At 74.4% G+C, this 25,813-nt stretch carries 22 protein-coding genes; 13 read left to right on the top strand and 9 right to left on the bottom strand.

All coding sequences use genetic code 11. The annotated features are described in order from the left end of the window. Window positions 1-59: 59 nt before the first annotated feature. Entirely contained in the window at window positions 60-1,106 is a 1,047-nt protein-coding gene (locus ACFQ8C_RS22370) for a glycosyltransferase family 2 protein (RefSeq protein ID WP_383460284.1), read from the bottom strand. Further along, window positions 1,103-1,939 (bottom strand): glycosyltransferase family 2 protein, encoded by an 837-nt coding sequence (locus ACFQ8C_RS22365; RefSeq protein ID WP_383460281.1) that lies wholly within the window; start codon window positions 1,937-1,939, stop codon window positions 1,103-1,105. Before ACFQ8C_RS22365 ends, ACFQ8C_RS22370 begins: the two co-directional genes overlap by 4 nt. Before the next feature lie 633 nt (window positions 1,940-2,572). Between ACFQ8C_RS22365 and ACFQ8C_RS22360 the strand changes: the two genes are divergently transcribed. After that, on the top strand, window positions 2,573-3,379 hold the full coding sequence (locus tag ACFQ8C_RS22360; RefSeq protein ID WP_383460278.1) for an SGNH/GDSL hydrolase family protein: 807 nt from the start codon (window positions 2,573-2,575) through the stop codon (window positions 3,377-3,379). Here the strand turns inward: ACFQ8C_RS22360 and ACFQ8C_RS22355 are convergent. After that, entirely contained in the window at window positions 3,363-4,382 is a 1,020-nt protein-coding gene (locus ACFQ8C_RS22355; protein WP_383460275.1) for a protein kinase, read from the bottom strand. The two genes, ACFQ8C_RS22360 and ACFQ8C_RS22355, sit on opposite strands and share 17 nt — an antisense overlap. A gap of 297 nt (window positions 4,383-4,679) precedes the next feature. Here ACFQ8C_RS22355 and ACFQ8C_RS22350 point away from each other — a divergent pair, with 297 nt between their 5' ends. Beyond that, a complete protein-coding gene (locus ACFQ8C_RS22350) occupies window positions 4,680-4,952 on the top strand; it encodes a hypothetical protein (RefSeq protein ID WP_383460273.1) in 273 nt (90 codons plus the stop codon). Between the two features lie 170 nt (window positions 4,953-5,122). Here ACFQ8C_RS22350 and ACFQ8C_RS22345 read toward each other — a convergent pair whose 3' ends face one another. The 3 genes from ACFQ8C_RS22345 to ACFQ8C_RS22335 all read right to left on the bottom strand — a co-directional run bounded on the left by ACFQ8C_RS22345 (window position 5,123) and on the right by ACFQ8C_RS22335 (window position 8,105). Continuing rightward, entirely contained in the window at window positions 5,123-6,319 is a 1,197-nt protein-coding gene (locus ACFQ8C_RS22345) for a CaiB/BaiF CoA transferase family protein (protein ID WP_383460270.1), read from the bottom strand. 74 nt (window positions 6,320-6,393) lie between these two features. Beyond that, window positions 6,394-7,170 carry an ABC transporter permease gene (locus tag ACFQ8C_RS22340; RefSeq protein WP_383460268.1) on the bottom strand — a complete coding sequence of 259 codons (777 nt, stop codon included), beginning with the start codon at window positions 7,168-7,170 and terminating at the stop codon, window positions 6,394-6,396. Beyond that, window positions 7,167-8,105 (bottom strand): ATP-binding cassette domain-containing protein, encoded by a 939-nt coding sequence (locus ACFQ8C_RS22335; protein WP_383460266.1) that lies wholly within the window; start codon window positions 8,103-8,105, stop codon window positions 7,167-7,169. Before ACFQ8C_RS22335 ends, ACFQ8C_RS22340 begins: the two co-directional genes overlap by 4 nt. Before the next feature lie 60 nt (window positions 8,106-8,165). Here ACFQ8C_RS22335 and ACFQ8C_RS22330 point away from each other — a divergent pair, with 60 nt between their 5' ends. Next, window positions 8,166-8,909: a TetR/AcrR family transcriptional regulator gene (locus tag ACFQ8C_RS22330; RefSeq protein WP_383460264.1), complete on the top strand. Its 744-nt coding sequence runs from the start codon at window positions 8,166-8,168 to the stop codon at window positions 8,907-8,909. On the opposite strand, the gene ACFQ8C_RS22325 is transcribed toward ACFQ8C_RS22330, so the two are convergent. From ACFQ8C_RS22325 to hmgA, 3 genes are all read right to left on the bottom strand, one after another. Further along, window positions 8,896-10,122 carry a type ISP restriction/modification enzyme gene (locus ACFQ8C_RS22325; RefSeq protein WP_383460262.1) on the bottom strand — a complete coding sequence of 409 codons (1,227 nt, stop codon included), beginning with the start codon at window positions 10,120-10,122 and terminating at the stop codon, window positions 8,896-8,898. The genes ACFQ8C_RS22330 and ACFQ8C_RS22325 overlap by 14 nt on opposite strands. Window positions 10,123-10,246: 124 nt before the next feature. After that, complete coding sequence (locus tag ACFQ8C_RS22320; protein WP_383460260.1) at window positions 10,247-10,996, bottom strand: GntR family transcriptional regulator; 750 nt, start codon at window positions 10,994-10,996, stop codon at window positions 10,247-10,249. 63 nt (window positions 10,997-11,059) lie between these two features. After that, the gene (hmgA, locus tag ACFQ8C_RS22315) at window positions 11,060-12,373 is read right to left on the bottom strand and encodes a homogentisate 1,2-dioxygenase (RefSeq protein WP_383460257.1); all 1,314 of its coding nucleotides are present in this window, start codon (window positions 12,371-12,373) and stop codon (window positions 11,060-11,062) included. 164 nt (window positions 12,374-12,537) lie between these two features. On the opposite strand from hmgA, the gene ACFQ8C_RS22310 reads away from it, so the two are divergent. The 10 genes from ACFQ8C_RS22310 (at window position 12,538) to ACFQ8C_RS22265 (ending at window position 25,744) form a co-directional block, all read left to right on the top strand. Next, complete coding sequence (locus ACFQ8C_RS22310) at window positions 12,538-14,598, top strand: right-handed parallel beta-helix repeat-containing protein (protein ID WP_383460254.1); 2,061 nt, start codon at window positions 12,538-12,540, stop codon at window positions 14,596-14,598. Further along, window positions 14,595-15,452 (top strand): hypothetical protein, encoded by an 858-nt coding sequence (locus ACFQ8C_RS22305; RefSeq protein WP_383460252.1) that lies wholly within the window; start codon window positions 14,595-14,597, stop codon window positions 15,450-15,452. The genes ACFQ8C_RS22310 and ACFQ8C_RS22305 overlap by 4 nt, the downstream gene beginning before the upstream one ends. Beyond that, entirely contained in the window at window positions 15,449-16,735 is a 1,287-nt protein-coding gene (locus ACFQ8C_RS22300) for a hypothetical protein (RefSeq protein WP_383460249.1), read from the top strand. Before ACFQ8C_RS22305 ends, ACFQ8C_RS22300 begins: the two co-directional genes overlap by 4 nt. Before the next feature lie 19 nt (window positions 16,736-16,754). After that, window positions 16,755-17,402: a TetR family transcriptional regulator gene (locus tag ACFQ8C_RS22295; protein ID WP_383460246.1), complete on the top strand. Its 648-nt coding sequence runs from the start codon at window positions 16,755-16,757 to the stop codon at window positions 17,400-17,402. A gap of 110 nt (window positions 17,403-17,512) precedes the next feature. Then, a complete protein-coding gene (locus tag ACFQ8C_RS22290) occupies window positions 17,513-19,729 on the top strand; it encodes a molybdopterin oxidoreductase family protein (protein ID WP_383460243.1) in 2,217 nt (738 codons plus the stop codon). A 118-nt stretch (window positions 19,730-19,847) separates the two neighbouring features. After that, entirely contained in the window at window positions 19,848-21,275 is a 1,428-nt protein-coding gene (locus ACFQ8C_RS22285) for a CitMHS family transporter (RefSeq protein ID WP_383460240.1), read from the top strand. 129 nt (window positions 21,276-21,404) lie between these two features. Further along, window positions 21,405-22,076: a hypothetical protein gene (locus ACFQ8C_RS22280; protein WP_383460238.1), complete on the top strand. Its 672-nt coding sequence runs from the start codon at window positions 21,405-21,407 to the stop codon at window positions 22,074-22,076. Next, entirely contained in the window at window positions 22,063-22,977 is a 915-nt protein-coding gene (locus tag ACFQ8C_RS22275; protein WP_383460236.1) for a class F sortase, read from the top strand. Before ACFQ8C_RS22280 ends, ACFQ8C_RS22275 begins: the two co-directional genes overlap by 14 nt. A gap of 249 nt (window positions 22,978-23,226) precedes the next feature. Then, complete coding sequence (locus tag ACFQ8C_RS22270) at window positions 23,227-24,618, top strand: aldehyde dehydrogenase family protein (RefSeq protein ID WP_383460233.1); 1,392 nt, start codon at window positions 23,227-23,229, stop codon at window positions 24,616-24,618. 46 nt (window positions 24,619-24,664) lie between these two features. After that, window positions 24,665-25,744 carry a Zn-dependent alcohol dehydrogenase gene (locus tag ACFQ8C_RS22265; protein WP_383460231.1) on the top strand — a complete coding sequence of 360 codons (1,080 nt, stop codon included), beginning with the start codon at window positions 24,665-24,667 and terminating at the stop codon, window positions 25,742-25,744. The last annotated feature ends 69 nt before the right edge of the window (window positions 25,745-25,813 follow it).

The following is a 25,813-nucleotide window of genomic DNA, read 5'->3' as shown; positions in this document are numbered from 1 at the left end:
GGGCTCCGCCCCGGCGGCGGGCGTCTCGTCCCGGCGGCCCGCGCCCGTGGGGGTCGTGCTCACGCGGCCGCCCCCTTCGGCTCCGGGGCCCCGGTCTCCCGGGGTACGTCCTCCGGGACGATCGGGCCCCACGCGAAGGTGGGGGAGCCGCCGCGGCGGGCGCGGAGGGTGCCGAGGGCGTAGCCGCCGGCGGCCAGCGCCACGCCCGTGACGATGGCGCCGGCGCGGCCCGCGCCGCCCGGCCGGCCGAGCAGGGTGTCCCGCATCCCGCGCAGCACTCCGGCGGGCAGCACCCGACTGGTGTAGCGCCGCTCGGACTCCAGGCCCTTGCCGGCGCCGACGCTCTGGGCGACGAGGGCCTTCGACAGGCCCTCCGCGTAGACGCGGGTGCGGAAGTAGGCGAAGCGCTCGCGGGCGGCCGGCACCTTGTGGTGGATGACCGCCCGGTCGTCGATGAGCAGGACCGCGCCCGGTACCGCTCCGGCCAGCCGGATGCAGAGCTCGGTCTCCTCGCAGCCGAGCGGGCGCCGGTCGCCGTCCCGGCCGATGCCGGTGGCGAAGCCGCCCGCCGCGTCGAAGGCGGTGCGCCGGAACGAGGCGTTGCCGCCGAGCACGTTGCGGACCCGCGCCCGGCCCGGGGGCAGTCCCCGGTACGTACAGCCGACGACCCAGTCGAACTCCTCGGGGAACCAGACGGGCCGGCGGCCGGAGGCCCAGACGGGCAGCGTGCGCCCGCCGACGGCGACGACCTCCGGGTCCTCGTAGCCGGCCGCCAGGTGGTGGAGCCAGTCGCGCTCCGCCACCGCGTCGTCGTCGAGGAAGGCGACGAACTCGCCGCGGGCGGCGGCGATCCCGGTGTTGCGGCCGGAGGAGAGGCCGCGGGGACCCGCGTTGGCGAGCACCCGCACCTCCTCGCGGTCGTCCGCGTACTCCTCGGCGAGCCGGTGGAGCAGCCGCTCGTTGTGGTCGACGACGAGCAGGATCTCCAGCGGGGGCAGCGACTGCTTCCGGACGGAGTCGACGGCGGCGAGGGTGTCGCCCCACCGCTCCTCCGTGTAGGCGCAGATCACCACCGAGAAGCGGGGCGGGGCCGAGCGGTCGCTCAAGAGACCTCTCCCCGGGGGACGTTGACGGAGAAGGCGGCGGGTCGGCGCAGTGCCCTGGCGGCCTTCGGGACGCGCTTCTCCCGGAGGATCACCCTGAGGACCCGGAGGCCGTCGCGCACCGCGTTGAGGTTGCTGACGCCGTGGATCCGCAGGTACTCGTGGCTCGGGACCTCCTGCACCTTCAGGCCGGCCTTGACGACCCGGATGTTGATGAGGGTCTCGATCTCGAAGCCGGTGCAGTCGAGGGTGATCTTGTCGAGGCAGTGCTTCCAGAAGGCGTTGTAGCCGTAGCAGAGGTCGGTGTAGCGGGCGCCGAACTTGCGGTTGACGAGCGAGCAGAGCGCCCAGTTGCCGAGCCGGCGGATACCGGTCATGTCGTCGGTGCCGCCGCCGTTCGCGAAGCGCGAGCCCTTGGCGAAGTCGGCCCCGCCGACGAGTGCGGAGACGTAGGAGACGATCTCCTGTCCGTCGGCCGATCCGTCGGCGTCGACCATGACGATGATGTCTCCGGTGCAGGCGGCGAAGCCGCTGATCAGGGCGTCGCCCTTGCCCTTGCCGACCTGCTTGACGACCTTGACGCCGGGCCAGTGTTCCTTGGCCACCTCGACGGTGTCGTCCGTCGAATTTCCGTCGACGAGGACGACTTCGTGAATCCATTCCGGCAGTGTCCGGAACACATACGGAAGATTTTCTGCCTCATTCATCGCCGGAATGACGACACTCACCGGGGGAGTGATCGCCAGATGGGATGTGATGGCCCGGTACTGGGCCGCTATTCGACTCGGCTCGGTCAATTCATGGCCCGTGACGGCCGGGCGCAGGAACGAGCTCATGGGTCGGTCTCCCTCTCGTCCGGTGGGCCGCCCACCCCTGGGCGGCCCGATCGTGTGTCCGGTTCGAAAGGGGGGTTCTCGCCATCCCCGCACGGAAGCGATCTCCTTGCGAGACCCGCGAGTTGGCATGACTGGCCGCGCGGTACCCGCGACTCGGCGCGCGTGGGCACACCGAGCACGGCACCCCCCTACCGCGCCCCGCTCCGGGACCATCGCGTTGCCGGCGCCTCCCCTGAGCCGCTGTGCCGATGGACCGATGCGGGTGAGATGTACGACGGTATTGATGAATGGGACTGTATGGCAAGTCCCGCTTGTGCGGCCCGGTTTCTGGCACTTTGGCGAGCGAACGGTGCTCGTAAGAGCCCTCTTGCCGATCGGATTCGATCAATCCGACCCGGTGGTGGGAATGGTGGGGTTCCGTCGCGTTCCTGTGCGGACGCGGGCGTCCGTGTCGCGATCCCGTCCGAGCAAAAAGCGGAAGAGAAGCATCCGGGCCCTCAGATGTCCTGAAACCGACGGTTCCTGAGGGATGTTCACTCACTCTCCAGGGTCAGTTTTGACATGAACACTTCCGGAGCGGCCGATCCGATGCTACTTCCTGGTAGCGCAGAGATCCTGCTACAGGGAGGTTCCATGAAACTGTCGCGATTCGCGGCCTTCGCGTCCTCGCTCCTGCTCGGTTCCGTCCTCGCCCTCACCGGGGCGGGAACCGCACAGGCCGCCGAGTCCGCCGCCCTCGACTACGTCGCCCTCGGCGACTCGTACTCCTCCGGCGTCGGCGCCGGCAGCTACGACAGCGCCAGCGGCGACTGCAAGCGCTCCACCAAGGCCTACCCGCGCCTCTGGGCCAACGCCAACGCCCCCTCGTCCTTCGCCTTCACCGCCTGCTCGGGTGCCGTCACCACCGACGTCACCGGCAAGCAGCTCGGCCCGCTCTCCTCCGCCACCGACCTCGTCTCGATCACCATCGGCGGCAACGACGCCGGCTTCGCCGACGTCATGACCACCTGTGTGCTCCAGTCGGAGAGCACGTGCGTCAACCGGGTGAACCAGGCGAAGGGGTACGTCGACTCGACGCTGCCCGCCCGGCTCGACGCCGTGTACAACGCCATCCGCGCCAAGGCTCCGGCCGCCCGCGTCGTCGTCCTCGGCTACCCGCGCTTCTACCAGTTGGGCGGCAGCTGCATCGCCGGCCTCAGCGAGACCGAGCGCAAGGCCATCAACGGCGCCTCCGACTACCTCAACGCGGCCGTCGCCAAGCGCGCGGCCGACCACGGCTTCGCCTTCGCCAGCGTCGTCCCGGCCTTCACCGGACACGAGATCTGCTCCGGCTCGGCCTGGCTGCACAGCGTCAACTGGCTCAACATCGGCGAGTCCTACCACCCGACGGCCGCCGGCCAGTCGGGCGGCTACCTGCCGACCTTCAGGAGCGCGGCGTAGCGGCGGGTCCCCCCACCTCCGCACCCGTACCCGCGGCGCCGGGAACGGCCGGAGCGGTGCTCGAAGCCCCGCCCCCGCCCGGACCGGCGCCCGGATCCCCGCCCCTGACGGCGTGCCAGACCAGCGCCCCCACGATCACGAGCAGTCCCACCACTCCGGCGACGATCACCACGCCCCGCCGCGGACCCCGCCGCCCCTCCGCGGCCGCGCGCTCCTCCGTACCCGCCCCGCGCACACCACCCGGGGCCTCGTGCTCCGGATCCTCCGGACCCCCCGGCCCGCGCTCCGGCGAGCGCCCGGCCGCCGCGTCCCCCCGCGACTGCTCCCCGGCCCCGGCCCCGGCCACGCGCTCCAGCTCCCGTACGGCCCCGTCCCGCACGCCCGCGTCCCGGTCCGCGAGCCCCTCCACCACCGGCGCGAGCGGCCCCGAGCGGGGATCGGCGACCATCCGGCCGAGCAGCGCCCCCAGTGACCGGGGGTCCTCCTCCGGGCCCGGCGGCGGCGCGTCCGGCGCGTCGCCCGACGCCGGGGTCCCGATCGCCACGCCCGTCACCACGACCCGCCCGTCGTTGGCGAGCAGCACCCGGTCCGGGCCCAGCTCGCGATAGGGGACACCGGCCTCCCGCGCCGCCCGCAGCGCCGCGAGCACGCCGAGGGCGACCCGTGCCGCCTCCCGGTCCGGCAGCGGCCCGTCCGCCTCCAGGGTCTCCGCCAGCGTCAGCCCGCGGACCAGCTCCATCACGATCCACGGCCGGCCGCGCTCCACGACCACGTCGTACACCTCGGCCACGCCCGGATCCGAGATCGCCTCCGCGGCCCGCGCCTCGCGCTCGATCCGCGCGTACAGCGCCGGCTCCGCGGACGCGGGCGTCCCGGGCGGGGCGTGCACCTCCTTGACGGCCACCTCGCGGCCGAGCGTCTCGTCCCTGGCGCGCCAGACGATCCCCGCCGCGCCCTCCGCGAGGGCGTCGAGCAGCCGGTAACGGCCCGCGATCAGCGTCATGGACCCACGGTAGCCGCGCCCCCGCCGGGTGGCGACCCACCCGAACGGACCTCGGTGGCGTAGATCACACCGGAGTGCGGGGCCGCAGGTGGACGGCGGGAGGGCAGGATGGTTCATGACGGTTCGGCAGGTGTTCGAACCCTGTCCAACTCGCCCTGGAATCAGACGGATTCGGAGAGTGAGCGTCAACCCCCGTACGAGTGCGGTGAATCCCGTCGGCGGGATACACGCGTGTCACTGTGGGGCGATAGGGTTAACCTGCCCGGGCCGGGTGCCCTCGTACGGGTGGGGAGTGACATGGAACAGATAACGATGCGCAGCAGGCCGCGAGTGCCTGCCATCACCTGCGGGAGCAGTGCGACCAGTTCGCGGCTCGACCGCCACCTCGCGGTGCTCGGCGGTCCCGCCGTGCCCCAGCGCGACGCGGCCGAGGCGACGCTGCTCATGCGGGAGCTGACGGCACGTCGGCACGAGTCGCCGGTCCAGGATCCGCACGGCGGCCGCGCGCGCGTCTCGCTCTTCGCCCCGCTCCGCCGTCTGCGCCGCACCCTCTTCGGCGCCCGCCACTAGAACCTCACCGCGCGCACCAGGGCATCCGGACCCACGTCCCCGACGTGCTCCGTCCGCCCCGGTCCGCCGCCCGTACCCACCCGCACGCCGAGAGCGCCGGACGAGTCCCCGCCCGTCCGGCGCTCCGTCGTACCCGCCCCGGCCCGCCGGCCACCGGCCACCGGCCCCGGTCAGGCGATCACGCCGGCCGCCCGCAGCTCCCTCACCTCCGGCGCCGGCACGCCCAGCGCGCCCAGGACCGTGTCCGTGTGCTCGCCGAGGGCCGGGACGCGGCCCATCGGCGCCTCCGGGGCGCCGGGGAAGACGACGGGCGGCAGCAGGGACGGCAGCGGTCCCACCGGGGAGTCGACCGGGCGCCAGCGGTCCCGCGCCGCGAGCTGGGGGTGACGCACCAGCTCCGTCACCGAGTTGAGCCGCGCGCAGGCGATGCCGGCCGCGTCCAGCCGCCGTACCGCCTCGTCCGCCGACAGCGTGCCGAGCGCCGCGGCGACGGCGGCGTCGGTCGCCGCCCGGCCCGCGACCCGGGCCGCGTTCGTCGCGAACGCCGGGTCGTCGGCGAGTTCCGGCCGGTCGAGGACCCGCTCGGCGAGCCGCCGCCACTCCCGGTCGTTCTGCACCGAGAGCAGCACCTGGGACCCGTCCGCCGTCGGATAGGCGTCGTAGGGCGCGATCACCGCATGCGCGAGCCCCGTGCGCGCCGGGGGCGTACCTCCGTGCGCCCCATGGTGCAGGGGGTGGCCCATCCACTCGGCGAGGGAATCGAACAGCGAGACCTCCACGGGGCCGCCCCGACCCGTCGTGCCGCGCCGGACGAGGGCGGCGAGGACGCCCGTGTACGCGTACATCCCGGCCGCGATGTCGGCGGCCGGGATGCCGGACTTGACGGGCTGTCCGGGGGTGCCGGTGACCGAGACGAGCCCGGTCTCGCACTGCACCAGCATGTCGTACGCCCTCCGGTGCGCGTACGGGCCGTCGGGGCCGTACCCGGAGACGTCCACGGCGATCAGCCGGGGGTGCGCGGCGCAGAGGGTGGCGGCGTCGAGGCCGAGCCGGGCCGCCGCCCCGTGCGCGAGGTTCTGCACGAAGACGTCGGCGTCCGCCACGAGCCGCCCCACGAGCTCCCGGCCGCGCGGGTCCTTCAGGTCGACGGCGACGGACTCCTTGCCCCGGTTGCACCAGACGAAGTGCGAGGCCAGCCCCCGGGCCGCCGTGTCGTAGCCGCGGGCGAAGTCGCCGCCGTCGGGGCGCTCGACCTTGACGACCCGGGCGCCGAGGTCGGCGAGCTGCCGGGTGGCGAAGGGCGCGGCGACGGCCTGCTCGACGGAGACGACGGTGATCCCGTCCAGGGGGAGTGGCTGAGTGCTCATGTCCGTCTGCCTACCGCGCCCGGACGGCCGCTGTCATCAGGACCTGGATCACGCTCCCGCCGGGGGCGGCCGGCTCAGCGGCGCGCGTACCGGCGGACGGCGAGCGGGGCGAGGACCGCGATCAGGCCGAGCGACCAGAGCAGCGAGCCCGCCACCGGGTGGGCCACCGGCCAGGCGGCGCCGTCCGGCACGGGGGCGTTGCCGAAGAGCGCGCGCACGGCGGTGGTGACGGCGGAGACCGGGTTCCACTCGGCGACCGTCCGCAGCCAGCCGGGCATGCCGTCGGTGGGGATGTACGCGTTGGAGAGCAGCGGCAGCATGAAGGAGGCGCTGCCGAGCTGGCCCGCCGCCTCCTCGCTCTCGGAGGCGAGGCCCAGCAGGATCCCCGCCCAGGTGGCGGCGGAGCGGAAGAGCAGCAGCAGGCCGAAGGCGCCGAGGGCTTCGAGGGCGGTGCCCTCGATCCGCCAGCCCATGGCGAGCCCCACCAGGAGCAGCGGGACCATGCCGACGGCGCTGACCAGGAGGTCGGCGACGGCCTGTCCGAGCGGCACGGCGGCCCGGCCGACCGGGAGGGTCCGAAGCCGGTCGGTGACGCCCCGGTGGGTGTCCTGGGCGGCCTGGAACATGCCGGTCATCAGCCCGCCGGCGGCGGTCGCGACCAGCAGGCCCGGCACGAGGAAGGAGCGGTACTCGGCGCCGGGCACGGCGAGCGCCCCGCCGAGGACGTAGCCGAAGAAGAGCAGGAAGACGATCGGCATCGTCATCGTCATGACGGTGAGGGCGGGGGCGTGCCGGATCCGCCGGAGGTTGCGGCCGGTCAGGGCGGCCCCTTCGAGGGCGAGCGCGTTCACGCCGCGGTCTCCTTCCGTCCGGTGAGGCGCAGGAACACCTCGTCGAGGGTGGGCGGACGCAGCGAGGCGTCGACGATGTGGATCCCGGCGGCGTCGATCTCGCGGACCAGCCGGGGCAGGGTGAGGGTGGGGTCGGTGGTGACCGCGCCGACGGTGCGGCGCTCGGCGTCCAGGACCGGGGCGGAGCCGGTCAGCCGGTCGAGGACCGCGGCGGCGGGCTCCAGCGGTCCGGGCCCGGCGAGGACCACCTCGGCCCGGCTGCCGACGAGCGCCTTCAGTTCGGCCGGGGTGCCCCGGTGCGCGGCCCGGCCGTCCTCGATCAGGACGATGTCGTCGGCGAGCCGGTCCGCCTCCTCCAGGTACTGGGTCGTGAGCACCACGGTGGTGCCCTGGCCGGCGAGCCCCCGGACGGTGTCCCAGACGGCCTCCCGGCTGCGCGGGTCGAGGCCGGTGGTCGGCTCGTCCAGGAAGAGGACCGAGGGGCGTGCCAGCAGGCAGGCGGCGAGGTCGAGGCGGCGGCGCATCCCGCCCGAGTAGGTGCGGGCGAGCCGGTTCCCGGCCGCGGCGAGGCCGAACTCCTCCAGGAGCTCGTCGGCCCGGGCGCGCGGGAGCCGCAGCAGCCGGGCGAAGAGGCGGAGGTTCTCGGCGCCGGTGAGGTCGCCGTCGACGGAGGCGTACTGACCGGTGACGGCGATCCGGCGGCGTACCCCGGCCGGGTCGCGGACCAGGTCGTGGCCGGCGATCCGGGCGCTGCCGGCGTCGGGCGCGAGGAGCGTGGTGAGGATCCGGACGGCGGTGGTCTTGCCGGCGCCGTTGGGGCCGAGGAGGCCGCAGACCGTGCCCTCGGGGACCGCGAGGTCGAGTCCGCGGAGCGCGCGGACCTCGCCGTACCGCTTCTCCAGACCCTCACTAAGTACAGCGTACGTAGTTGTCATGAGGGCACCGTACCCCACTACGTACGGTGTACGTAACTACGATGGAGGCGAGGTGATGAGATGGCGGGCCGAGCGGCCGAACCCGAAGTGATCTGGGCGCGCCCCGAGCGCGCGGGCCGCGGCCCGAAACCGGCCTTCAGTAGGCAGGACGTGGTCGACGCGGCCGTCCGCATCGCGGACGCCGACGGCATCGACGCGGTCTCCATGCGGCGGATCGCGGCCGAGCTCGGCTGCGGCACCATGTCGCTGTACAACTACGTCCCCCGCAAGGAGGACCTGTACGAGCTGATGGTCGACGCGGCCGGCGCCGAGTACGCCTTCCCCGACCGGCCCAGCGGCGACTGGCGCGCCGACATGACCGACCTCGCCCACCAGACCCGCGCGATCATGTACCGGCACCCGTGGCTCACCCGGGTCATGACCACCGCCTACGGCTTCAGCCCGAACGCCCTGCGCTACCTGGAGTGGTGCCTCGGCTGCCTGGCCCCGCTCGACGTGCCCGCCGGACTCCGGATGCAGCTCATCGCGATGGTCAACGGCACGGTCATGGCCACCGTCCGCAACGAACAGGCCATCGCCGAACGCGCCCGCGGCCTCCCCTGGACCGAGGAGGAGGAACAGGCCGTGCGCGGCGCCTACCTCATGGGCCAGGTGGCGAGCGGACGCTACCCGCACCTCGCCGCGCTGCTCGCCGAGTCCGCCGCCCCCACCGACCCGGAGGAGATCTTCGCGATGACGATCGCGCGGCTGCTCGACTCCTTCGACCCGGCGGGACCGGCCCGGGGACCCGTCACACCAGCGTGAACTGGCCCCCCGGGCCCTCCTCCCGATGGTCGAGCACCGACGCCGGCCGGCGCGCCCGGTCCGGCACCGGCAGCACCCCGGCCGCGCGCAGCGCCGCCCGGCCCGGACCGCCGCCGGCCGTGAACGGCGCGCGCTCCGCCTCGCGCGCCCCGAGCAGCGCCAGCGAGGTGATCAGGTCGAGGAGTTCGGAGGTCCACTCCTGCGGCCAGGCGGACGGCCCGATCGCCTCCAGCGAGCCCGGCTCGGCCGGCGCGGTACGGCGGGCGAACCACTGCTCCAGGACCCGCACCCCGCCCACCCGGTACTCCCACGCCGCCTCGGGGACCGGCGAGATCCGGCCCTCGCCGACGCCCAGGACCTCGCCCTCGGAGTCGTACGCGAGCGATTCCGGGCGCGGCGGGAGAGCCGCCCGCACATAGGGGCGCCGCCCGCCCGGCAGCCGCGGCCGCGACCCGGTCAGCGCGCCCCGCAGCCGGACGTCCAACAGCTCCCGGCCGAGGGCCACGCCCGCCGCCCACGCCTCCCGGTCCGCCGGCAGCGGCACCCGGCAGCCGGCGGGGGAGGGGACCGCCGCCGCCACGGTCCAGGCGAGCCACCCGACCGGGTCGACCGGCCCGTACCGCTCCCGCAGGAAGCCCGGCAGTCCGGGCGCCAGGTTCGGCTCCTCGCCGCCGGGACGCCGGAACAGCGGCCTGATCCGGCCCGGGCGGCCCGCCGGGGAACGCCCCTCGGGCAGCGCCCCGGTCACCAGCAGCGGCGGCCCGGCCGCCCCCGGCACGTACCCCTGCTCCACGGCGAAGAGCTGCGGCCCGCCCGCCACCCGCCACAGCTCGGGCCGGGCGGTGTCGAGCAGCCGGTGGTCGGGGAGCAGCCACTGCTCGTCGAAGGGCCCCGACAGCACCCGCACCGGCTCGGGGCAGGGCCCGGACTCGCGCGCGAACCGCCCGGTCCCGGTCCGCTGCCCCGGCAGAGAGGCCACCGCCGTCCCCGTCGTCCTGGCCCGGCTCGGCCGGAACAGCGCCTCCCGCTCCGCGCCCTCCGCGGCCACCAGCCGGTCCCACCGCCCGCGCAGCGTACGGACGTCGGGCGCCACGACCCACGCCCGGCCGAACCGCAGCGGAGCCACCGACCACGGCATCAGCTCGTCGAGCAGGGGAGCGTCGTCGTCCGGTGGGGATGCCTGCCGCCGCGGAGCCTCTGTCACGCCCCGCATGCTAACGAGCGCGGTCCGCAGGCGTCAGTGCGCCTCGGCCGGCATGGTGTCCGTGCGCCTCGGCCGGCATGGTGTCCGTGTGCCTCGGCCGGTCCGGTGTCCGTGCGTCTCGGCCGGCGCGGTGTCAGTGCGCCTCGACCGTCACCGTGAAGGAGAAGCGGTCGCCGCGGTAGCGGATGCGCGCGACGTCCACGACCCGGCCGTCCTCGGCGTAGGTGACGCCGGTGTAGTGGAGGATCGGGGAGAGCAGCGGCACCCGCAGGAGCTCCGCCGTCTCCGGGTCGGCGAGGCGTGCCTCGACCGTGTCGGTGATCCGGCTGATCCGCACCCCGACGACGTCCCGCAGCACCTTCGTCATCGGCCACCGCTCCAGGTCCGCCGGGTCGATCGCGGCGGCGAACTCGGGCCGTACGGCGTTCTCCGCCCAGTTCGTCGGCTCGCCGCTCTCGCCGTCGGAGCGCAGCCGGCGGTAGGTCGCGACCTCGGCCACGTCCGGGAAGTACTCGGCGAGCTCGCCGGGCACCGGCTCCGGGCCGTGGCCGAGGACCGTGGTCCGCTCGCCGGACTGCTGGGCCACGATCGCGTCGATCGAGCCGAGCAGCCGGCGCGGGGTGGAGCGCCGGGCGCCCGGCTCGATGAAGGTGCCGCGCCGCCGGTGCCGGCTGATCAGCCCCTCCTCCTCCAGCTCCTTCAGCGCCTGGCGCATGGTCAGCACGCTGACGCCGTAGTGCGCGGCGAGCTGCTCCTCGGTGGGCAGCCGCAGCGAGGCGTCGGGCGTGCGGCCCAGTATGGAGGCGCGCAGGGACTGCGAGACCTGGTACCACAGCGGCAGCTTGCGGTTCAGGACCAGCGAGTCGGGAGCGAAGGCGGTCACGGCGTTCTCCGTACGACGGCGCGGTGGGACGGCTGAGCGGACTCTACGGCCGGAAAGCGGACCCTACGGCCGGAAATGACGCTCCAGACCCTGCCACACGTCGTCGTAGCCCCGCTGAAGGTGGTCGGCGCCGGCGGCCTGCGCGGTCGCCGTCACCGGCCAGCGGGTCTCGAACATGAAGGCCAGGCCGTCGTCGATCTTCTGCGGCTTCAGCTCGGCCGCGCTGGCCCTGTCGAAGGTCTCCCGGTCGGGGCCGTGCGCCGACATCATGTTGTGCAGCGAGCCGCCGCCGGGCACGAAGCCCTCGGCCTTCGCGTCGTACGCGCCCTCGATCAGGCCCATGTACTCGCTCATCACGTTCCGGTGGAAGTACGGCGGCCGGAAGGTGTCCTCGCCGACCAGCCAGCGCGGGGCGAAGACCACGAAGTCGACGCCGGCCAGGCCGGGGGTGTCGGAGGGCGCGGTGAGCACGGTGAAGATCGACGGGTCGGGGTGGTCGTAGGAGATCGTGCCGATGACGTTGAAGCGGCGCAGGTCGTAGACGTACGGGGTGTGGTTGCCGTGCCAGGCGACGACGTCCAGCGGCGAGTGGCCGTACGTCGCCGTCCAGAGGTTGCCGCAGAACTTGTTGACCACCTCGACCGGGCCCTCGACGTCCTCGTAGGCGGCGACGGGGGCGCGGAAGTCCCGGGCGTTGGCCAGGCCGTTGGCGCCGATCGGGCCGAGGTCGGGGAGCTGGAAGGGGGTGCCGTAGTTCTCGCAGACGTAGCCGCGCGCGGTCTCGTCGAGCAGCTCGACGCGGAAGCGGACGCCGCGCGGGATCAGCGCCACCTCGCCGGGGCGGGCGGCCAGCAGGCCCAGCTCGGTGCGGAGGAGCAGGCCGCCGCGCTCGGGGACGATCAGCAGCTCGCCGTCGGAGTCGCCGAAGACCCGCTCCATGGAGGCGTTGGCGTGGTAGAGGTGCACGGCCATGCCGGTCCGCTGGGTCGCGTCGCCGTTGCCGCCGAGGGTCCACAGGCCGGCCAGCCAGTCGGTGCCGGGCGCCGGGTCCGGCAGCGGGTTCCAGCGCAGCCGGTTGGGGTCCGCGACGGTCTCGGCGAAGGGCGCGGTCCGCACCGCGCCGTTGTCGGTGCGGACGAAGGGCGGGTGGGCCGCCGAGGGGCGGATCCGGTACAGCCACGAGCGGCGGTTGTGCGCCCGCGGCTCGGTGAACGCGCTGCCGCTGAGCTGCTCGGCGTAGAGCCCGAGCGGGGCGCGCTGCGGCGAGTTGCGGCCCTCCGGCAGGGCGCCGGGGAGCGCCTCCGAACCGTGCTCGTTGCCGAATCCGGTGCTGTAGCTGAGCGCCTCGGCCGTCTTCCTGGCCTGCTCGGTGGTCATCGCCCGCTCCTGTCCTGCGCTGTCCTGAAAGGGACCCGATAGGAATCCTATGGATGACCGTAGGATTCCGCGCCGCTCCCGTCAACGGGGCGGGGGAGAGGGGCGTGCGATCCGTTCGCGCACGACGGGGTCAAAAAGATGAACAATGCTCTACTCTCGCGCCCATGTCGTGGACCCGAAGGTTCGTCTCCGTGCTCTCGGTCGTGCTCGCGGTACTCGCCGCAGCCCTGCTCACCGCCCCCGGCGCCCAGGCGCACGAGGAGCGCCCCGTCACCTTCCCGGACGGCTCCGGCAGCGTGCCGAAGCTCCGTACCGGCGAGCCCGACCTCCTCGTCTGCAAGACGGACCGGGCCGACTTCGAACGCCGGATCGCCGCCTTCCCGGCCGGCCTCAAGGCCCGCAACCTGGAGCTCTTCGCCCGCTGCGGCCGCTCCGGCTACCGCCACCTCCAGCAGGCCGTCGACGCCGTCGACAAGCCCGGCACCACCATCGCGATCCTGCCCGGCCTGTACGAGGAGGAGCCCTCGACCCCCGCGCCCACCGGCGCCTGCGCCTCCCTGGAGGCCCCGAAGTCCTCCTTCGGCTACCAGGTCCTCAGCTACGAGCAGCAGGCGCGGTGCCCGCACAACCAGAACCTCGTCGCGATCCTCGGCAAGAAGGACCTCCAGATCGAGGGCACCGGAGCCTCCCGCCTCGACGTGGTCATCGACGCGAAGTACACCAAGCTCAACGCGATCCGCGCCGACAAGTCCGACGGGATCTACTTCCGCAACTTCACCGCCCAGCGCACCACCTTCAACTCGCTGTACGTCCTCGCCGCCGACGGCTTCGTCATCGACGACGTCCTCACCCGCTGGAACGACGAGTACGGCTTCCTGACCTTCGCCTCCGACCACGGCCTCTACAAGAACTGCGAGTCCTACGGCAACGGCGACTCCGGCATCTACCCCGGCTCGGCCTCGAACATCAACGACGGCCGCGGCTACGACGTCCCCCGCTACTCCATCGAGATCACCGGCTGCCGCAGCCACCACAACATGGTCGGCTACTCCGGCACCGCCGGGGACTCCGTCTGGGTCCACGACAACGAGTTCGACCACAACATGGGCGGCGCCTCCATGGACTCCGCCTTCCCCGGCCACCCCGGACTCCCGCAGAACCACGCCCGCTTCGAGCGCAACCTGATCCACGACAACAACGAGGACTACTACCCGTACGTCGCCGACGGCACCTGCGCCAGGCCGCCCGCCGAGCGCGGCTACGAGAACGGCGTCGTCTGCCCCCAGATCTCCATGCCCCCCGGCTCCGGCATCATCACCGCCGGCGGCAACTGGAACCTCTACGAGGACAACTGGATCTACGGCCACGAGCGCACCGGCTTCTACCTCAACGCCGTCCCCGCCTTCATCCGCGGCGAATCCGCCTGGGCCAAGCAGACCGACACCTCCCACCACAACCGCTACGCGAACAACCGCCTCGGCACCGACAAGGCCGGCAACTCCCGCCCCAACCGCACCGACGTCTGGTGGGACGGCCAGGGCAGCGCGAACTGCTGGCAGGACGACACCGGCGCCTCCAGCCCCCGCACCCTCCCCGTCTGCGGCGCCGCCCGCGGCGAGGTCTCCGGGGCCACCGCCCGGCTCGTCGGCGAACCCGTCAAGCTCGCCCAGCTCCTCGTCTGCGCCGACTACAGCGTGCAGGCCCGCCGCCTGCCCGCCGGCTGCGACTGGTACGGCGCCCGCGGCATCGAGCGCGTCGAGACCCAGATCGCCCTCGCCGCCTCCCTCCTCCTCGGCCTCGTCGGCACCGCCCTGTGGTGGCGCCGGCTGCGCGGCCGCCGCCTCGCCGCCGCGGCCCTCGTCACCGGCCTCGCCGGCCTCGCCCTCGACGTCGCCGGCTCCACCCTCACCCTCGCCCCCACCCACCTCCCCGCCCTCGCCCTCCTCCTCACCGGCGCCTGGTGGACCGCCACCGGCCTCCTCCTGCGCCCCACCCGTCCCGTCTTCGCCTGGACGACGGTCGCCCTGGGCCTCCTCACCCTCCTCGACGCCTTCGACAAGGCCGTCCTGATGATCCCCGGCATCCCCCTCGGCCCCGCCTGGCTCCGCCTCCTCCTCGGCGTCGTCTGGGTCCTCTGGGCCGTCGTGGCCGCCGGTGCCCGCCCGGGCCCCACCGCCCCCGCGGAACGCGAGGCCGAGGCGCACCCCGAGGAGGCCACCGCGTGACCCGCCCCGCGCCCCGCCGCCGTACGGCCCCGCTCACGGCCGCCGCGCTCGCCGCCGTCCTGCTCCTGGCCGCCGGCTGCGGCGGCCGGGCCACCACCCACCACAAGCCCGGCACCGGCCACGAGCAGGCCACCGGCTCCAGCGGCACCCTGCTCGCCGCCCGCGACGACTCCGGCCACCGCCTCCGCGACCTCCCCGCCGCCGACGCGCCCTCCGTCCGCGCCGAGGCCCACCCGGACACCGAGGGCGGCTGGAACGTCCACCTCACCGTGGAGAGGTTCCGCTTCACCCCCGAGTCCACCGGCGGCGCCGCCCTCGCCGGCCGCGGCCACGCCCGTCTGCTCGTCGACGGACGCGAGACCGCCCGCGCCTACGGCCCCTGGCTCCACCTCCCGCCCGGCGCCCGCACCCTCACCGTCCGCCTGTACGCCGACGACCACACCGTCTGGTCCGTCGCCGGCACCCCCGTCCAGACCACCCTCGCCCTCACCTCCGCCCCGACCCCGCCCTCCTCTTCCGCGCCCCCGTCCCCCTCCTCGGCCCCGCCCACCCCGGACCCCGCCCCGGACCCGACCCCCGATCCCCGCCCCACCGGCCGCACCCTCGACATCCGCGTCACCGGCTCGACCGTGACGCCGGCCCCCGCCCGCGTCGAGCTGAGGAAGGGGGAGCGGATCACCCTGCGCGTCACCTCCGACCGCGCCGACACCGTGCACGTCCACGGCTACGACCGCGAGGCCCCCCTCGCCGCCGGCGCCCCCGCCACCCTCGCCCTGACCCTCGACCGCACCGGCCTCTTCGAGGTGGAGACCCACGAGTCCGGACTCGTGCTCACCCAACTGGTGGTCCGATGACGGGCGTCCGGGCCGCCCCGCCCCTCCCGCTCGCCCACGGCGTCGGCGCCCAGCACGACCTGCCCCTCTCTCCCTTCTACGCCTACGCCGGCGCCTTCACCGCCCTCCTCGTCTCCTTCCTCGGCCTCGCCCTGCTCTGGTCCTCCTCCCGCTTCCGCGGCGACCGGGCCGGCCGCCCCCTGCCCGCCTCCCTCCAACGCCTCGCCGACGCCCCCGCCACCCGCGCCGCCCTCCGCCTCCTCGGCGCCGCGCTCGCCCTGTTCTTCCTCGCCCACCTCCTCCTCGGCCCCGACGACCCCGACCGCAACCCCGCGCCGGGCGCCCTCTACGTCCTCCTCTGGGTCGGCCTCGTCCCCGCCTCCCTCCTCCTCGGCCCCGTCTGGCGCCTCCTCAACCCCCTGCGCGCCCTGCTCTCCCTCCGGCCGCCCCGCGCGCCCCGGCCCGTCCCCGCCGCCGTCGGCATCCGCCCCGCCGCCGCCGGACTCCTCCTCTTCGCCTGGCTCGAACTCGTCGCCCCCGACAACACCTCCCGTCCCGTCCTCCTCACCGCCCTCGCCGTCCACCTCGCCGTCCAGCTCCTCGGCGCCGCCCGCCACGGCGCCGACTGGTTCGCCCACGCCGACCCCTTCGAGGCCTACTCCTCCCTCCTCGCCCGGCTCTCCCCGCTCGGCCGCCGCGCCGACGGCCGGCTCGTCCTCCGCTCCCCCTTCCACGGCCTCGACTCCACCCCCGAGACCCCCGGGCTCGTCGCCACCGTCTGCGTCCTCCTCGGCACCACCGCCTACGACGGCCTCTCCGACAACCCCCGCTGGATCACCACCCTCCAGACCTCCTCACTCGGCCCGACCACCACCGCCACCCTCGGCCTCCTCGCCGCCGTCGCCCTCGCCGCCGCCTGCTACGGCCTCTGCGCCGGCACCCTCCGCCTCCTGAACCGCGCCCTCACCACGCCCCTCACCTCCTTCGCCCACTCGCTGCTGCCCATCGCCCTCGGCTATCTCACCGCCCACTACTTCTCACTCCTCGCAGTCGAAGGGCCACGTACCGTCATGATGGCAGCGGGCACTGACAACGCCCCCTCGCCCGCTCCGCCACTGGGTTCCGCGGGCCTCGCCGTCCTCCAGGTCACCGCGATCGTCACCGGTCACGTCCTGGGCGTCGTCGCCGCCCACGACCGGTCCGTCCGGCTCTTCCCGCCCGCCCGTGCCGTCGCCGGCCAACTCCCGCTGTTCGCGCTGATGATCGCGTACACCCTCGGCGGCATCGGGCTGCTCATCGCCTGAACAGGATCGGAGCGGCATCATGGACCCCGTGCCCCAGACCCGCCCGCACGACGCGCCCCCCGCGCTCCGCCGCACCCCCGTCCAGCAGCGCAGCGCCGAGCGGCTCGCCCGCATCCTCGACGCCTGCGCCGGACTCCTCGACGAGACCGGCTACGAACAGCTGAGCACCCGGGCCGTCGCCGTCCGCGCCGGCGTCCCGATCGGCTCCGTCTACCGCTTCTTCGGCAACAAACGGGCCATGGTCGCCGCCCTCGCCCACCGCAACCTCGACCGGTACGCCGAGCGGATCGCCGCCCGCTTCGAGCGGACGCCGGTCCTCGACGAGCACTCCGCGATCGACGGCGTCCTCGACGAGTTCATCGCGATGAAGCGGAGCGTCCCCGGCTTCGCCCTCGTCGACTTCGGTGTGCCCGCCGCAGAGGAGGCGGGGACGGGGGCGGCCGAGGACCCCAACGGCCAGGTCGCCGAGCGGATCTGCGGCCTCCTCGCCACCCACCTCGGCCGCACCGCCGACGAGACGCTGCGGCGCAAGGTCCTCGTCGGCGTCGAGACCGCCGACACCCTGGTCCGCCTCGCCTTCCGGGCCGACCCCGCCGGCGACCCCGCGCTCATCGACGAGACCCGCCGGCTGCTCCACGCCTATCTCGCGCCCTCCCTCGCCGGCTGACCGCCCGCCCGTCGCCGCACCGTCGGCACCGTCGTACCCCTCCCCTACGTGCCTACCGGTCGGTATGCTCGCCGCGAGCCGCCGCCCCGCCGCCGCCCACGGGAGACGCCATGTCCACCGCCCCACGCATCTGCCCCCTCTGCGAAGCGACCTGCGGACTCGTCCTGTCCCTCGAAGGCAGCCGGGTCACCGGCGCCCGGGGCGACCGCGACGACGTCTTCAGCCGAGGCTTCGTCTGCCCGAAGGGAGCCGCCTTCCCCCAGGTCGACGCCGACCCGGACCGGCTGCGCACCCCGCTCGTCCGCGAGGACGGCCGACTGCGGGAGGCGAGCTGGGAGGAGGCCTTCGACACGATCGCGGCGAGAATCCGCCCGCTGATCGAGGATTACGGACCCGACGCCCTGGGCATCGTCCTCGGCAACCCCAACGTGCACACCATGGCCGGGGCGCTCTACCCGCCGCTCCTCCTCCGCGCCACGGGCACGAGCAACCTCTTCACCGCCTCCACGCTCGACCAGATGCCCAAGCACGTCTCCAGCGGCCTTCTCTTCGGCGACCCCTTCGCCGTCCCGGTGCCCGACCTGGACCGCACCGACCACCTCCTCGTCATCGGTGCCAACCCGATGGAATCCAACGGAAGTCTGTGCACCGCCCCGGACTTCCCCGGCCGGCTCGCCGCGCTGCGCCGGCGCGGCGGCACCCTCACCGTCGTCGACCCCCGCCGCACCCGCACCGCCGGCCTGGCCGACCGCCACCTCGCCCCGCGGCCCGGCACCGACGCCCTCCTCCTCGCCGCCCTGGTCCACACCCTCTTCGCCGAGGACCTCACCGCCCCCGGCCCGCTCGCCGGCCGCACCGAGGGCATCGACCAGGTCCGGGACGCCGTACGGGAGTTCACCCCCGAGGCCGTCGCACCCGTCTGCGAGCTCGACCCCGGCACGATCCGCGCCGTCGCCCGGGAACTCGCCGCCGCGCCCACCGCCGCCGTCTACGGGCGGATGGGCAGCTCCACCGTGACCCACGGCACCCTCGCCAACTGGCTCGTCGACGTCCTCAACGTCCTCACCGGCAACCTCGACCGGCCCGGCGGCGCCCTCTTCCCCCGCTCCGCCACCGCCCCCGCGCCCCGCCCCGCCGGGCCCGGCCGCGGCTTCCTCCTCGGCCGCCGCCACAGCCGCGTCTCCGGACACCCCGAGGTCAAGGGCGAGTTCCCGCTCGCCGCGCTCGCCGAGGAGATCGACACCCCGGGGGAGGGCCGCGTCCGGGCCCTGATCACCATCGCCGCCAACCCCGTCCTCTCGGCCCCCGACGGGCTCCGGCTCGACGCGGCCCTCGACGGCCTCGACCTGATGGTCTGCGTCGACCCCTACCTCAACGAGACGACCCGCCACGCCGACGTCCTGCTGCCCCCGCCGCCGCCCTCCCAGAGCGCCCACTTCGACTTCGCCTTCAACGGGTTCGCCGTCCGCGACCAGGCCCGCTACACCCCGGCCGCCGTCCCCCTGGAGGCCGGACGGATGGACGAGTGCGAGATCCACGCCCGGCTGGTCCTCGCCGCGTCCGGCATGCACGGGGCGCCGCCGTCCGCCGTCGACGACCTCGCCGTCGACACCGCCCTGGCCAGGGCCGTCACCCAGCCGTACTCGCCCGCGTACGGCGCCGATCCCAAGGAGTTCGCCGCCGGGCTCGGCGGGACGAGCGGAGCCGAGCGGCGCCTCGACCTGATGCTGCGGCTCGGCCCGTACGACCTCACCCTCGACGAGCTGAAGGCCCACCCGCACGGCATCGACCTCGGCCCCCTCAAGCCCCGCCTGGACGAGGTCCTGAAGACCCGCAGCGGCCGGATCGAGCTCCTGCCCGCCCCGATCGCCGCCGACCTGCCCCGGCTGCGGGCCGCCCTCGCCGCCGTACCGGAGCCGGGGACCCTTCAGCTGGTCGGCCGCCGCCACCTGCGGTCCAACAACAGCTGGCTCCACAACACCCCCGCCCTCACTGGGGGTTCCAACCGGTGCACCCTCCAGGTGCACCCGGACGACGCCGCCCGGCTGCGGCTCGCCGACGGCGCCCCCGCCAGGATCAGGGGTGCGGGCGGCGCGCTGACGGCGGAGGTCGAGGTCACCGACACGGTGCGGCCCGGGGTCGTCAGCCTGCCGCACGGCTGGGGCCACGACCGCCCCGGCACCCGCATGACCGTGGCCGCCGCCCGGCCCGGCGTCAACGTCAACCAGCTCCTCGACGGCACCCTGCTCGACCCGCTCTCCGGGACCGCCGTCCTCAACGGCTTCCCCGTCGAGGTGACCGCGCTGGAACCGGCACCCCTGCTGTGACCTGGGGTTTTGCTCGTATTGCTCACGCGTCGACCCCTTGTTGAGGCCGGAAGGGGGCACCTACGGTCATCCGGACCGCCGCTCGGCGGCTGTTCAACGGTGAACGTGAGGTGCCTCCATGCTGACCGTCCTCGGCTTCGCCATGATCGCGACCTTCCTGGTCCTGATCATGATGAAGAGGATGTCGCCGATCGCGGCGCTCGTCCTGATCCCCGCCCTGTTCTGCGTCGCGGTCGGACAGGGCGCGCAGCTCGGCGACTACGTCCTCGACGGCGTGGGCAAGCTGGCCCCCACGGCGGCGATGCTGATGTTCGCGATCGTCTACTTCGGGGTGATGATCGACGTCGGCCTCTTCGATCCGATCGTCCGGGCCATCCTGCGCTTCTGCAAGGCCGACCCGGTCCGCGTCGTCGTCGGTACGGCGGTGCTCGCGGCGATCGTCTCCCTCGACGGCGACGGCTCCACCACCTTCATGATCACCGTCTCGGCGATGTACCCGCTCTACAAGCGGCTCGGCATGAGCCTCGTCGTCCTCACCGGCGTGGCGGCCACGGCCAACGGCGTGATGAACACCCTGCCCTGGGGCGGTCCCACCGCCCGCGCCGCGACCGCGCTCAAGCTCGACGCCGGTGACATCTTCGTCCCGATGATCCCGGCGCTGGCGGTCGGTCTGCTCTTCGTGATCGCCCTCGCGTACGTCCTCGGCCGCCGTGAGCGGAAGCGGATCGGCTACCTCACCCTGGACCAGGCGCTCGCCCCCGAGGCGGACGAGGAGACCGTCCTCGTGGGTGCCGGTGCCGGTGCCGGTGCCGGCAAGGGCGAGGGGGACGTGGTGCGACGGGCCGGCGGCGGTGGCGGCGCGTCCGGCGAGGGTCCGGCCGAGGCGGCCGCCGGAGTCCCCGGCTTCCAGGGGCTCGACCCGGACCGGGCCACCCTCCGGCCCCGGCTGTACTGGTTCAACGCCGCCCTCACGGTCGGTCTGCTCACCGCGATGATCCTCGAAGTGCTGCCGATCCCGGTGCTCTTCCTCATCGGCGCCGCGCTCGCCCTCACCGTGAACTTCCCCCGCCCCGCCGACCAGAAGGAGCGGCTGGCCGCCCACGCGGACAACGTCCTCAACGTCTCCGGCATGGTCTTCGCCGCCGCCGTCTTCACCGGCGTCCTCACCGGCACCGGCATGGTCAAGCACATGGCCGACTGGCTGGTCGGCGCCATCCCGGACGCGATGGGCCCGCACATGGCGCTGGTGACCGGGGTGCTGAGCCTGCCGCTCACCTACTTCATGTCGAACGACGGCTTCTACTTCGGTGTCCTGCCGGTCCTCGCCGAGGCCGGCGCCGCCCACGGCGTCTCCCCGCTGGAGATCGCCCGCGCCTCGCTCGTCGGGCAGGCGCTGCACATGTCGAGCCCGCTCGTCCCGGCGGTGTACGTGCTGGTCGGCATGGCGAAGGTGGAGTTCGGCGACCACACCCGCTTCACCGTGAAGTGGGCCGCCCTCACCTCCCTGGTCGTCCTCGCGGCGGCGGTCCTCTTCGGGCTCGTCTGACGCGGCCCTGGGCCGGAAGGGGGACCGGCGGCGGGGGTTGAGCATGTCGCGACCGTACGTGTCCATGACGTGACGGATAGTCGGATTATCAGTTGAAATGTCCGATGGCGTTCTCATGGAGGAACTCGCATGCTCGCTCGTACCGTTCGTCCCCTCGCCGCCGCCTCCGGCCTCGCCCTCGCCGGTCTCGTTGTCCTCGGCGCCGGCCAGCCCGCGTACGCCGCTCCCGGCGACAACGGTGACGTGAAGATCCATAAGAGGTCCACTCCGGCGGACGACCAGAGAAACGACCCGAAGGTCTGCACGTTCTACCTCGCCGCCTTCAACTTCGACGAGGACCAGGTGGTCCAGTGGAAGATCGAGCCCCAACCGGCCCAGGACGGCGGCGCCACCCTGAGCGGCGGGCTCACGCTCCCGACGGGCACGGGTCGCACCCCGGGCTACCTGAACCTGCCCGACGGCATGTACAAGCTCACCTGGACCTTCGAGGGCCAGACCGGCGCGGGCAAGCACAAGGTCTTCCAGGTCGACTGCCCCGACGGCGGCGACAACGGCGGGAACGGCAACGGCGGCAACGGTGACGGCGGGAACGGCAACGGCGGCAACGGTGACGGCGGGAACGGTCACCACAAGCCACCGCACGGCCCGGTCGGCGCCGGTGGCGGCGGCAGTGCCGAGGTCGCGGCCGAGGAGGACGCGTCCGCCTTCGGAGTCGGCGCGGCCGTCGCCACCGGCCTCGCGGGCACCGTCGGCCTGGTGCTGATCCGCCGCTCGCGCCGCCGCAACGATGGCGCGGCGTAACACCCGCCTCTCGCGCCGGCAGCGACGGCTCGTCCGGCTCACCAGGACCGTGGCGGTGGCCGCGGTCCTGGTGGTCGGCGGCGTGTGGTGGGGCGGGGACGGGGACCCCGGCGGTCGGCACGCCACCGCCGGGGCCGACGCCAAACCCGACGCCGTGGTGCCGGGCGCGGAGTCCGGACCCGCCGCCGCCGACGCGCCCGCCGCCTCCGCCGGTGCGCCCGCCTCCGCCGGTGCCTCCGTCCCCGCGGCCGGTGCCGCCGCCGGTGCCTCCGTCCCTGAGGCCGGTGCCTCCGCCGGTGCCTCCGCGCCGACCGCCGGCGCCCGTGACGCCGGTCGTGAGGACGCGTCCCGGAGTCGTACCGGCGCCTCCTCGGGGCGTGCCCGCGCGCACGCCCCGAAGGAGCCGGCGGCCCCGCCCGCCCCACCCGCCCCGCTCGCCCGCTCCCGTCCGACCCTCCTCGCCGTGCCCGCGATCACCATCGAGGCGCCGGCCCTGGATGTCGGGCTCGACCGGGAGGGGCGGCTCGGCGTGCCGCCGGTCGACGACCCGCAGAAGGTCGGCTGGTACGCGCGGGGCCCCGCCCCCGGCGAGCGCGGCACGGCGGTGGTGGTCGGCCACCGGGACACCCGGACCGGGCCGGCCGTCTTCCTCGACCTCGACTCGCTCGGCCCCGGCAACACCGTCCGGGTCGCCCGCGCCGACGGCCGGGTCGCCGTCTTCACCGTGGACAAGGTGCGCACCTACCCGAAGTCCGCCTTCCCCGACAAGGAGGTGTACGGCTTCACCGGCCGGCCCGAACTGCGCCTGCTGACCTGTGGCGGCGCCTACGACCAGGGCTCCGGCTACGACGCGAACATCGTCGTCTTCGCCCACCTCACCGGGGTCGACAAGACGATCTGAACGACCGGGACCGCCGTGGGCCCCGTGTCGGGTACCGTCGCCCCCAGTGGGCCTCGGCACCCGGCGCGGGGCCGTTCCGCGTGCGCCCCGCCCGGCGCCGCCGTAGGGCGGCGGCCGTGCGGTGAGATCCGCCCCACTCCCGAAGGCCCTGGCGCCCTAAAACTAACAGCGCTAGTTTAGGGCGGTGGAGCCGAGCCGATCGGCCCCGCCGCAGGCGAGCGGTCGAGTGCAGAGGGAATGGGGAAGCTGATGAAGGCCCACGACGCGATGTACATCGGTGGGGAGTGGCGGCCCGCGGCCTCCTCCGGAACGATCCCCGTCGTCGATCCCGCCACCGAGCAGGTGATCGCCCACGTTCCCGCCGGCACCGCCGAGGACGTCGACGCCGCCGTGCGCGCCGCCCGCGCCGCGCTGCCCGGCTGGTCCGCCACCCCGCCCGCCGAGCGGGCCGCCCGGATCGCCGCCCTGCGCGACGCGCTCGCCGCCCGCGCGGAGGAGATCACCGCCACCGTCACCGCCGAACTCGGCGCCCCGCCGAAGATCGCCGCGGCCGTGCACGCCGGACTGCCGGTCGCGGTGGCCGGCTCGTACGCCGAACTCGCCGCCACCCACCCCTTCGTGGAGAAGGTCGGCAACTCCACCGTCTACGCGGAGCCGGTCGGCGTCGTCGCCGCCATCACCCCCTGGAACTACCCCCTCCACCAGATCGTCGCCAAGGTCGCCCCGGCCCTCGCCGCCGGCTGCGTCACCGTCCTCAAGCCGGCCGAGGACACCCCGCTCACCGCCCAGCTCTTCGCCGAGGCCGTCCACGAGGCGGGCGTCCCGGCCGGCGTCTTCAACCTGGTCACCGGCCTCGGCACGGTCGCGGGCCAGGCCCTCGTCGAGCACCCCGGCGTCGACCTGATCTCCTTCACCGGCTCCACCGCCGTCGGCAGCCGCATCGGCGCCCTCGCCGGCGGTGCGGTCAAGCGGGTCGCCCTCGAACTCGGCGGCAAGTCCGCCAACGTCATCCTGCCCAGCGCCGACCTCGCCAAGGCCGTCGCCGTCGGCGTCGGCAACGTCATGTCCAACTCCGGCCAGACGTGCAGCGCCTGGACCCGGATGCTGGTCCCCGCCGACCGGTACGAGGAGGCCGTGGCCCTCGCCGCCGAGGCCGCCGCCAAGTACACGCCCGGCGAGCGCCTCGGCCCGCTGGTCTCCGCCCGCCAGCGCGACCGCGTCCGCGGCTACATCGAGAAGGGCGTCGAGGAGGGCGCCCGGCTCGTCACCGGCGGCGTCGAGGCCCCGCTGGAGACCGGCTACTACGTCTCCCCGACGGTCTTCGCCGACGTCACCCCCGAGATGACCATCGCCCAGGAGGAGATCTTCGGCCCGGTCGTCTCGATCCTCCGGTACGAGGACGAGGAGGAGGCCCTCGCGATCGCCAACGGCACCGAGTACGGCCTCGGCGGCGCCGTCTGGGGCGAGGAGACCGAGGCCGTCGCCTTCGCCCGCCGCATGGAGACCGGCCAGGTCGACATCAACGGCGGCCGGTTCAACCCGCGCGCCCCCTTCGGCGGTTGGAAGCGCTCCGGCGTCGGCCGGGAGCTCGGCGCGCACGGCCTCACCGAGTACCTCCAGACCCGGTCCCTCCAGTTCTGAGCCCCGGACCGCGCCCCGTCCCGAACCCGCAGAAAGGGAGCCACTCGTGATCCGTGCCGCCGTCCTGCCCGCCGTCGGTGCCCCGCTGGAGATCACCGGCATCGAGCTGCCCGAGCCCGGCCCCGGCCAGGTCCGGATCCGGCTCGCCGCGGCCGGCGTCTGCCACTCCGACCTGTCGCTCACCAACGGCACCATGCGCCTCCCCGTCCCGGCCGTCCTCGGCCACGAGGGCTCGGGGACCGTCGTCTCCGTCGGCGAGGGGGTCACCCATGTCGCCCCCGGCGACGGTGTGGTCCTCAACTGGGCGCCGTCCTGCGGCGCCTGCCACCCCTGCTCGCTCGGCGAGGTCTGGCTCTGCGTCAACGCCCTCAACGGCGCGGCGAACGTGCACGCCCGCGCCGCCGACGGGCGCGAGCTGCACCCGGGCCTCAACGTGGCCGCGTTCGCCGAGGAGACGGTCGTCGCCGCGAACTGCGTCCTGCCCCTCCCCGAGGGCGTACCGCTCGCCGACGCCGCCCTGCTCGGCTGCGCCGTCCTCACCGGCTGGGGGGCCGTCCACCACTCCGCCCGCGTCCGGGAGGGCGAGACGGTCGCCGTCTTCGGCGTCGGCGGCGTCGGCCTCGCCACCCTCCAGGCCGCCCGGATCGCCGGCGCGTCCACGATCGTCGCCGTGGACGTCTCCCCGGAGAAGGAGGAGCTGGCGCGGGCCGCCGGGGCCACCGAGTACGTCGTGGCCTCGGAGACCACCGCCCGCGACGTCCGGGCGCTGACCGGCGGTCACGGCGTCGACGTGGCCGTCGAGTGCGTGGGCCGCGCCGTCACCATCCGTACCGCCTGGGAGTCCACCCGGCGCGGCGGCCGCACCACCGTCGTCGGCATCGGCGGCAAGGACCAGCAGGTCTCCTTCAACGCCCTGGAGATCTTCCACTGGGGCCGCACCCTCTCCGGCTGCGTGTACGGCAACTCGGACCCGGCCGCGGACCTGCCCGTCATCGCCGGCCACATCCGCGACGGCCGCTTCGACCTCGGCGCGCTCGTCACCGAACGGATCACCCTGGACGGCATTCCCGGCGCCTTCGACGCCATGCTCGCGGGCAAGGGCGGCCGCGCCCTCGTCATCTTCTGATCCCGGATCCCGGATCCCGGATCCGGCGGCGCGCCGCGCGCGGCGGCCGGCGGCAGGACGAGTCCGTCC

It is taken from the genome of Streptomyces sp. NPDC056503 (genome assembly GCF_042794995.1).
Taxonomy (GTDB): Bacteria; Actinomycetota; Actinomycetes; order Streptomycetales; family Streptomycetaceae; genus Streptomyces.
This window is presented reverse-complemented; position numbering and strand designations above follow the sequence as displayed.

What these genes read in the sequence shown, in the direction of transcription:
- ACFQ8C_RS22360 (WP_383460278.1), top strand. Translation starts at nt 2,573, where the DNA reads ATGAAACTGTCGCGATTCGCGGCCTTCGCGTCCTCGCTCCTGCTCGGT.
- ACFQ8C_RS22325 (WP_383460262.1), bottom strand. Translation starts at nt 10,122, where the DNA reads ATGCGGGGCGTGACAGAGGCTCCGCGGCGGCAGGCATCCCCACCGGAC.
- ACFQ8C_RS22300 (WP_383460249.1), top strand. Translation starts at nt 15,449, where the DNA reads ATGACGGGCGTCCGGGCCGCCCCGCCCCTCCCGCTCGCCCACGGCGTC.
- hmgA (WP_383460257.1), bottom strand. Translation starts at nt 12,373, where the DNA reads ATGACCACCGAGCAGGCCAGGAAGACGGCCGAGGCGCTCAGCTACAGC.
- ACFQ8C_RS22335 (WP_383460266.1), bottom strand. Translation starts at nt 8,105, where the DNA reads ATGACAACTACGTACGCTGTACTTAGTGAGGGTCTGGAGAAGCGGTAC.
- ACFQ8C_RS22285 (WP_383460240.1), top strand. Translation starts at nt 19,848, where the DNA reads ATGCTGACCGTCCTCGGCTTCGCCATGATCGCGACCTTCCTGGTCCTG.
- ACFQ8C_RS22310 (WP_383460254.1), top strand. Translation starts at nt 12,538, where the DNA reads ATGTCGTGGACCCGAAGGTTCGTCTCCGTGCTCTCGGTCGTGCTCGCG.
- ACFQ8C_RS22295 (WP_383460246.1), top strand. Translation starts at nt 16,755, where the DNA reads ATGGACCCCGTGCCCCAGACCCGCCCGCACGACGCGCCCCCCGCGCTC.
- ACFQ8C_RS22290 (WP_383460243.1), top strand. Translation starts at nt 17,513, where the DNA reads ATGTCCACCGCCCCACGCATCTGCCCCCTCTGCGAAGCGACCTGCGGA.
- ACFQ8C_RS22280 (WP_383460238.1), top strand. Translation starts at nt 21,405, where the DNA reads ATGCTCGCTCGTACCGTTCGTCCCCTCGCCGCCGCCTCCGGCCTCGCC.
- ACFQ8C_RS22355 (WP_383460275.1), bottom strand. Translation starts at nt 4,382, where the DNA reads ATGACGCTGATCGCGGGCCGTTACCGGCTGCTCGACGCCCTCGCGGAG.
- ACFQ8C_RS22350 (WP_383460273.1), top strand. Translation starts at nt 4,680, where the DNA reads ATGGAACAGATAACGATGCGCAGCAGGCCGCGAGTGCCTGCCATCACC.
- ACFQ8C_RS22275 (WP_383460236.1), top strand. Translation starts at nt 22,063, where the DNA reads ATGGCGCGGCGTAACACCCGCCTCTCGCGCCGGCAGCGACGGCTCGTC.
- ACFQ8C_RS22330 (WP_383460264.1), top strand. Translation starts at nt 8,166, where the DNA reads ATGGCGGGCCGAGCGGCCGAACCCGAAGTGATCTGGGCGCGCCCCGAG.
- ACFQ8C_RS22365 (WP_383460281.1), bottom strand. Translation starts at nt 1,939, where the DNA reads ATGAGCTCGTTCCTGCGCCCGGCCGTCACGGGCCATGAATTGACCGAG.
- ACFQ8C_RS22345 (WP_383460270.1), bottom strand. Translation starts at nt 6,319, where the DNA reads ATGAGCACTCAGCCACTCCCCCTGGACGGGATCACCGTCGTCTCCGTC.
- ACFQ8C_RS22270 (WP_383460233.1), top strand. Translation starts at nt 23,227, where the DNA reads ATGAAGGCCCACGACGCGATGTACATCGGTGGGGAGTGGCGGCCCGCG.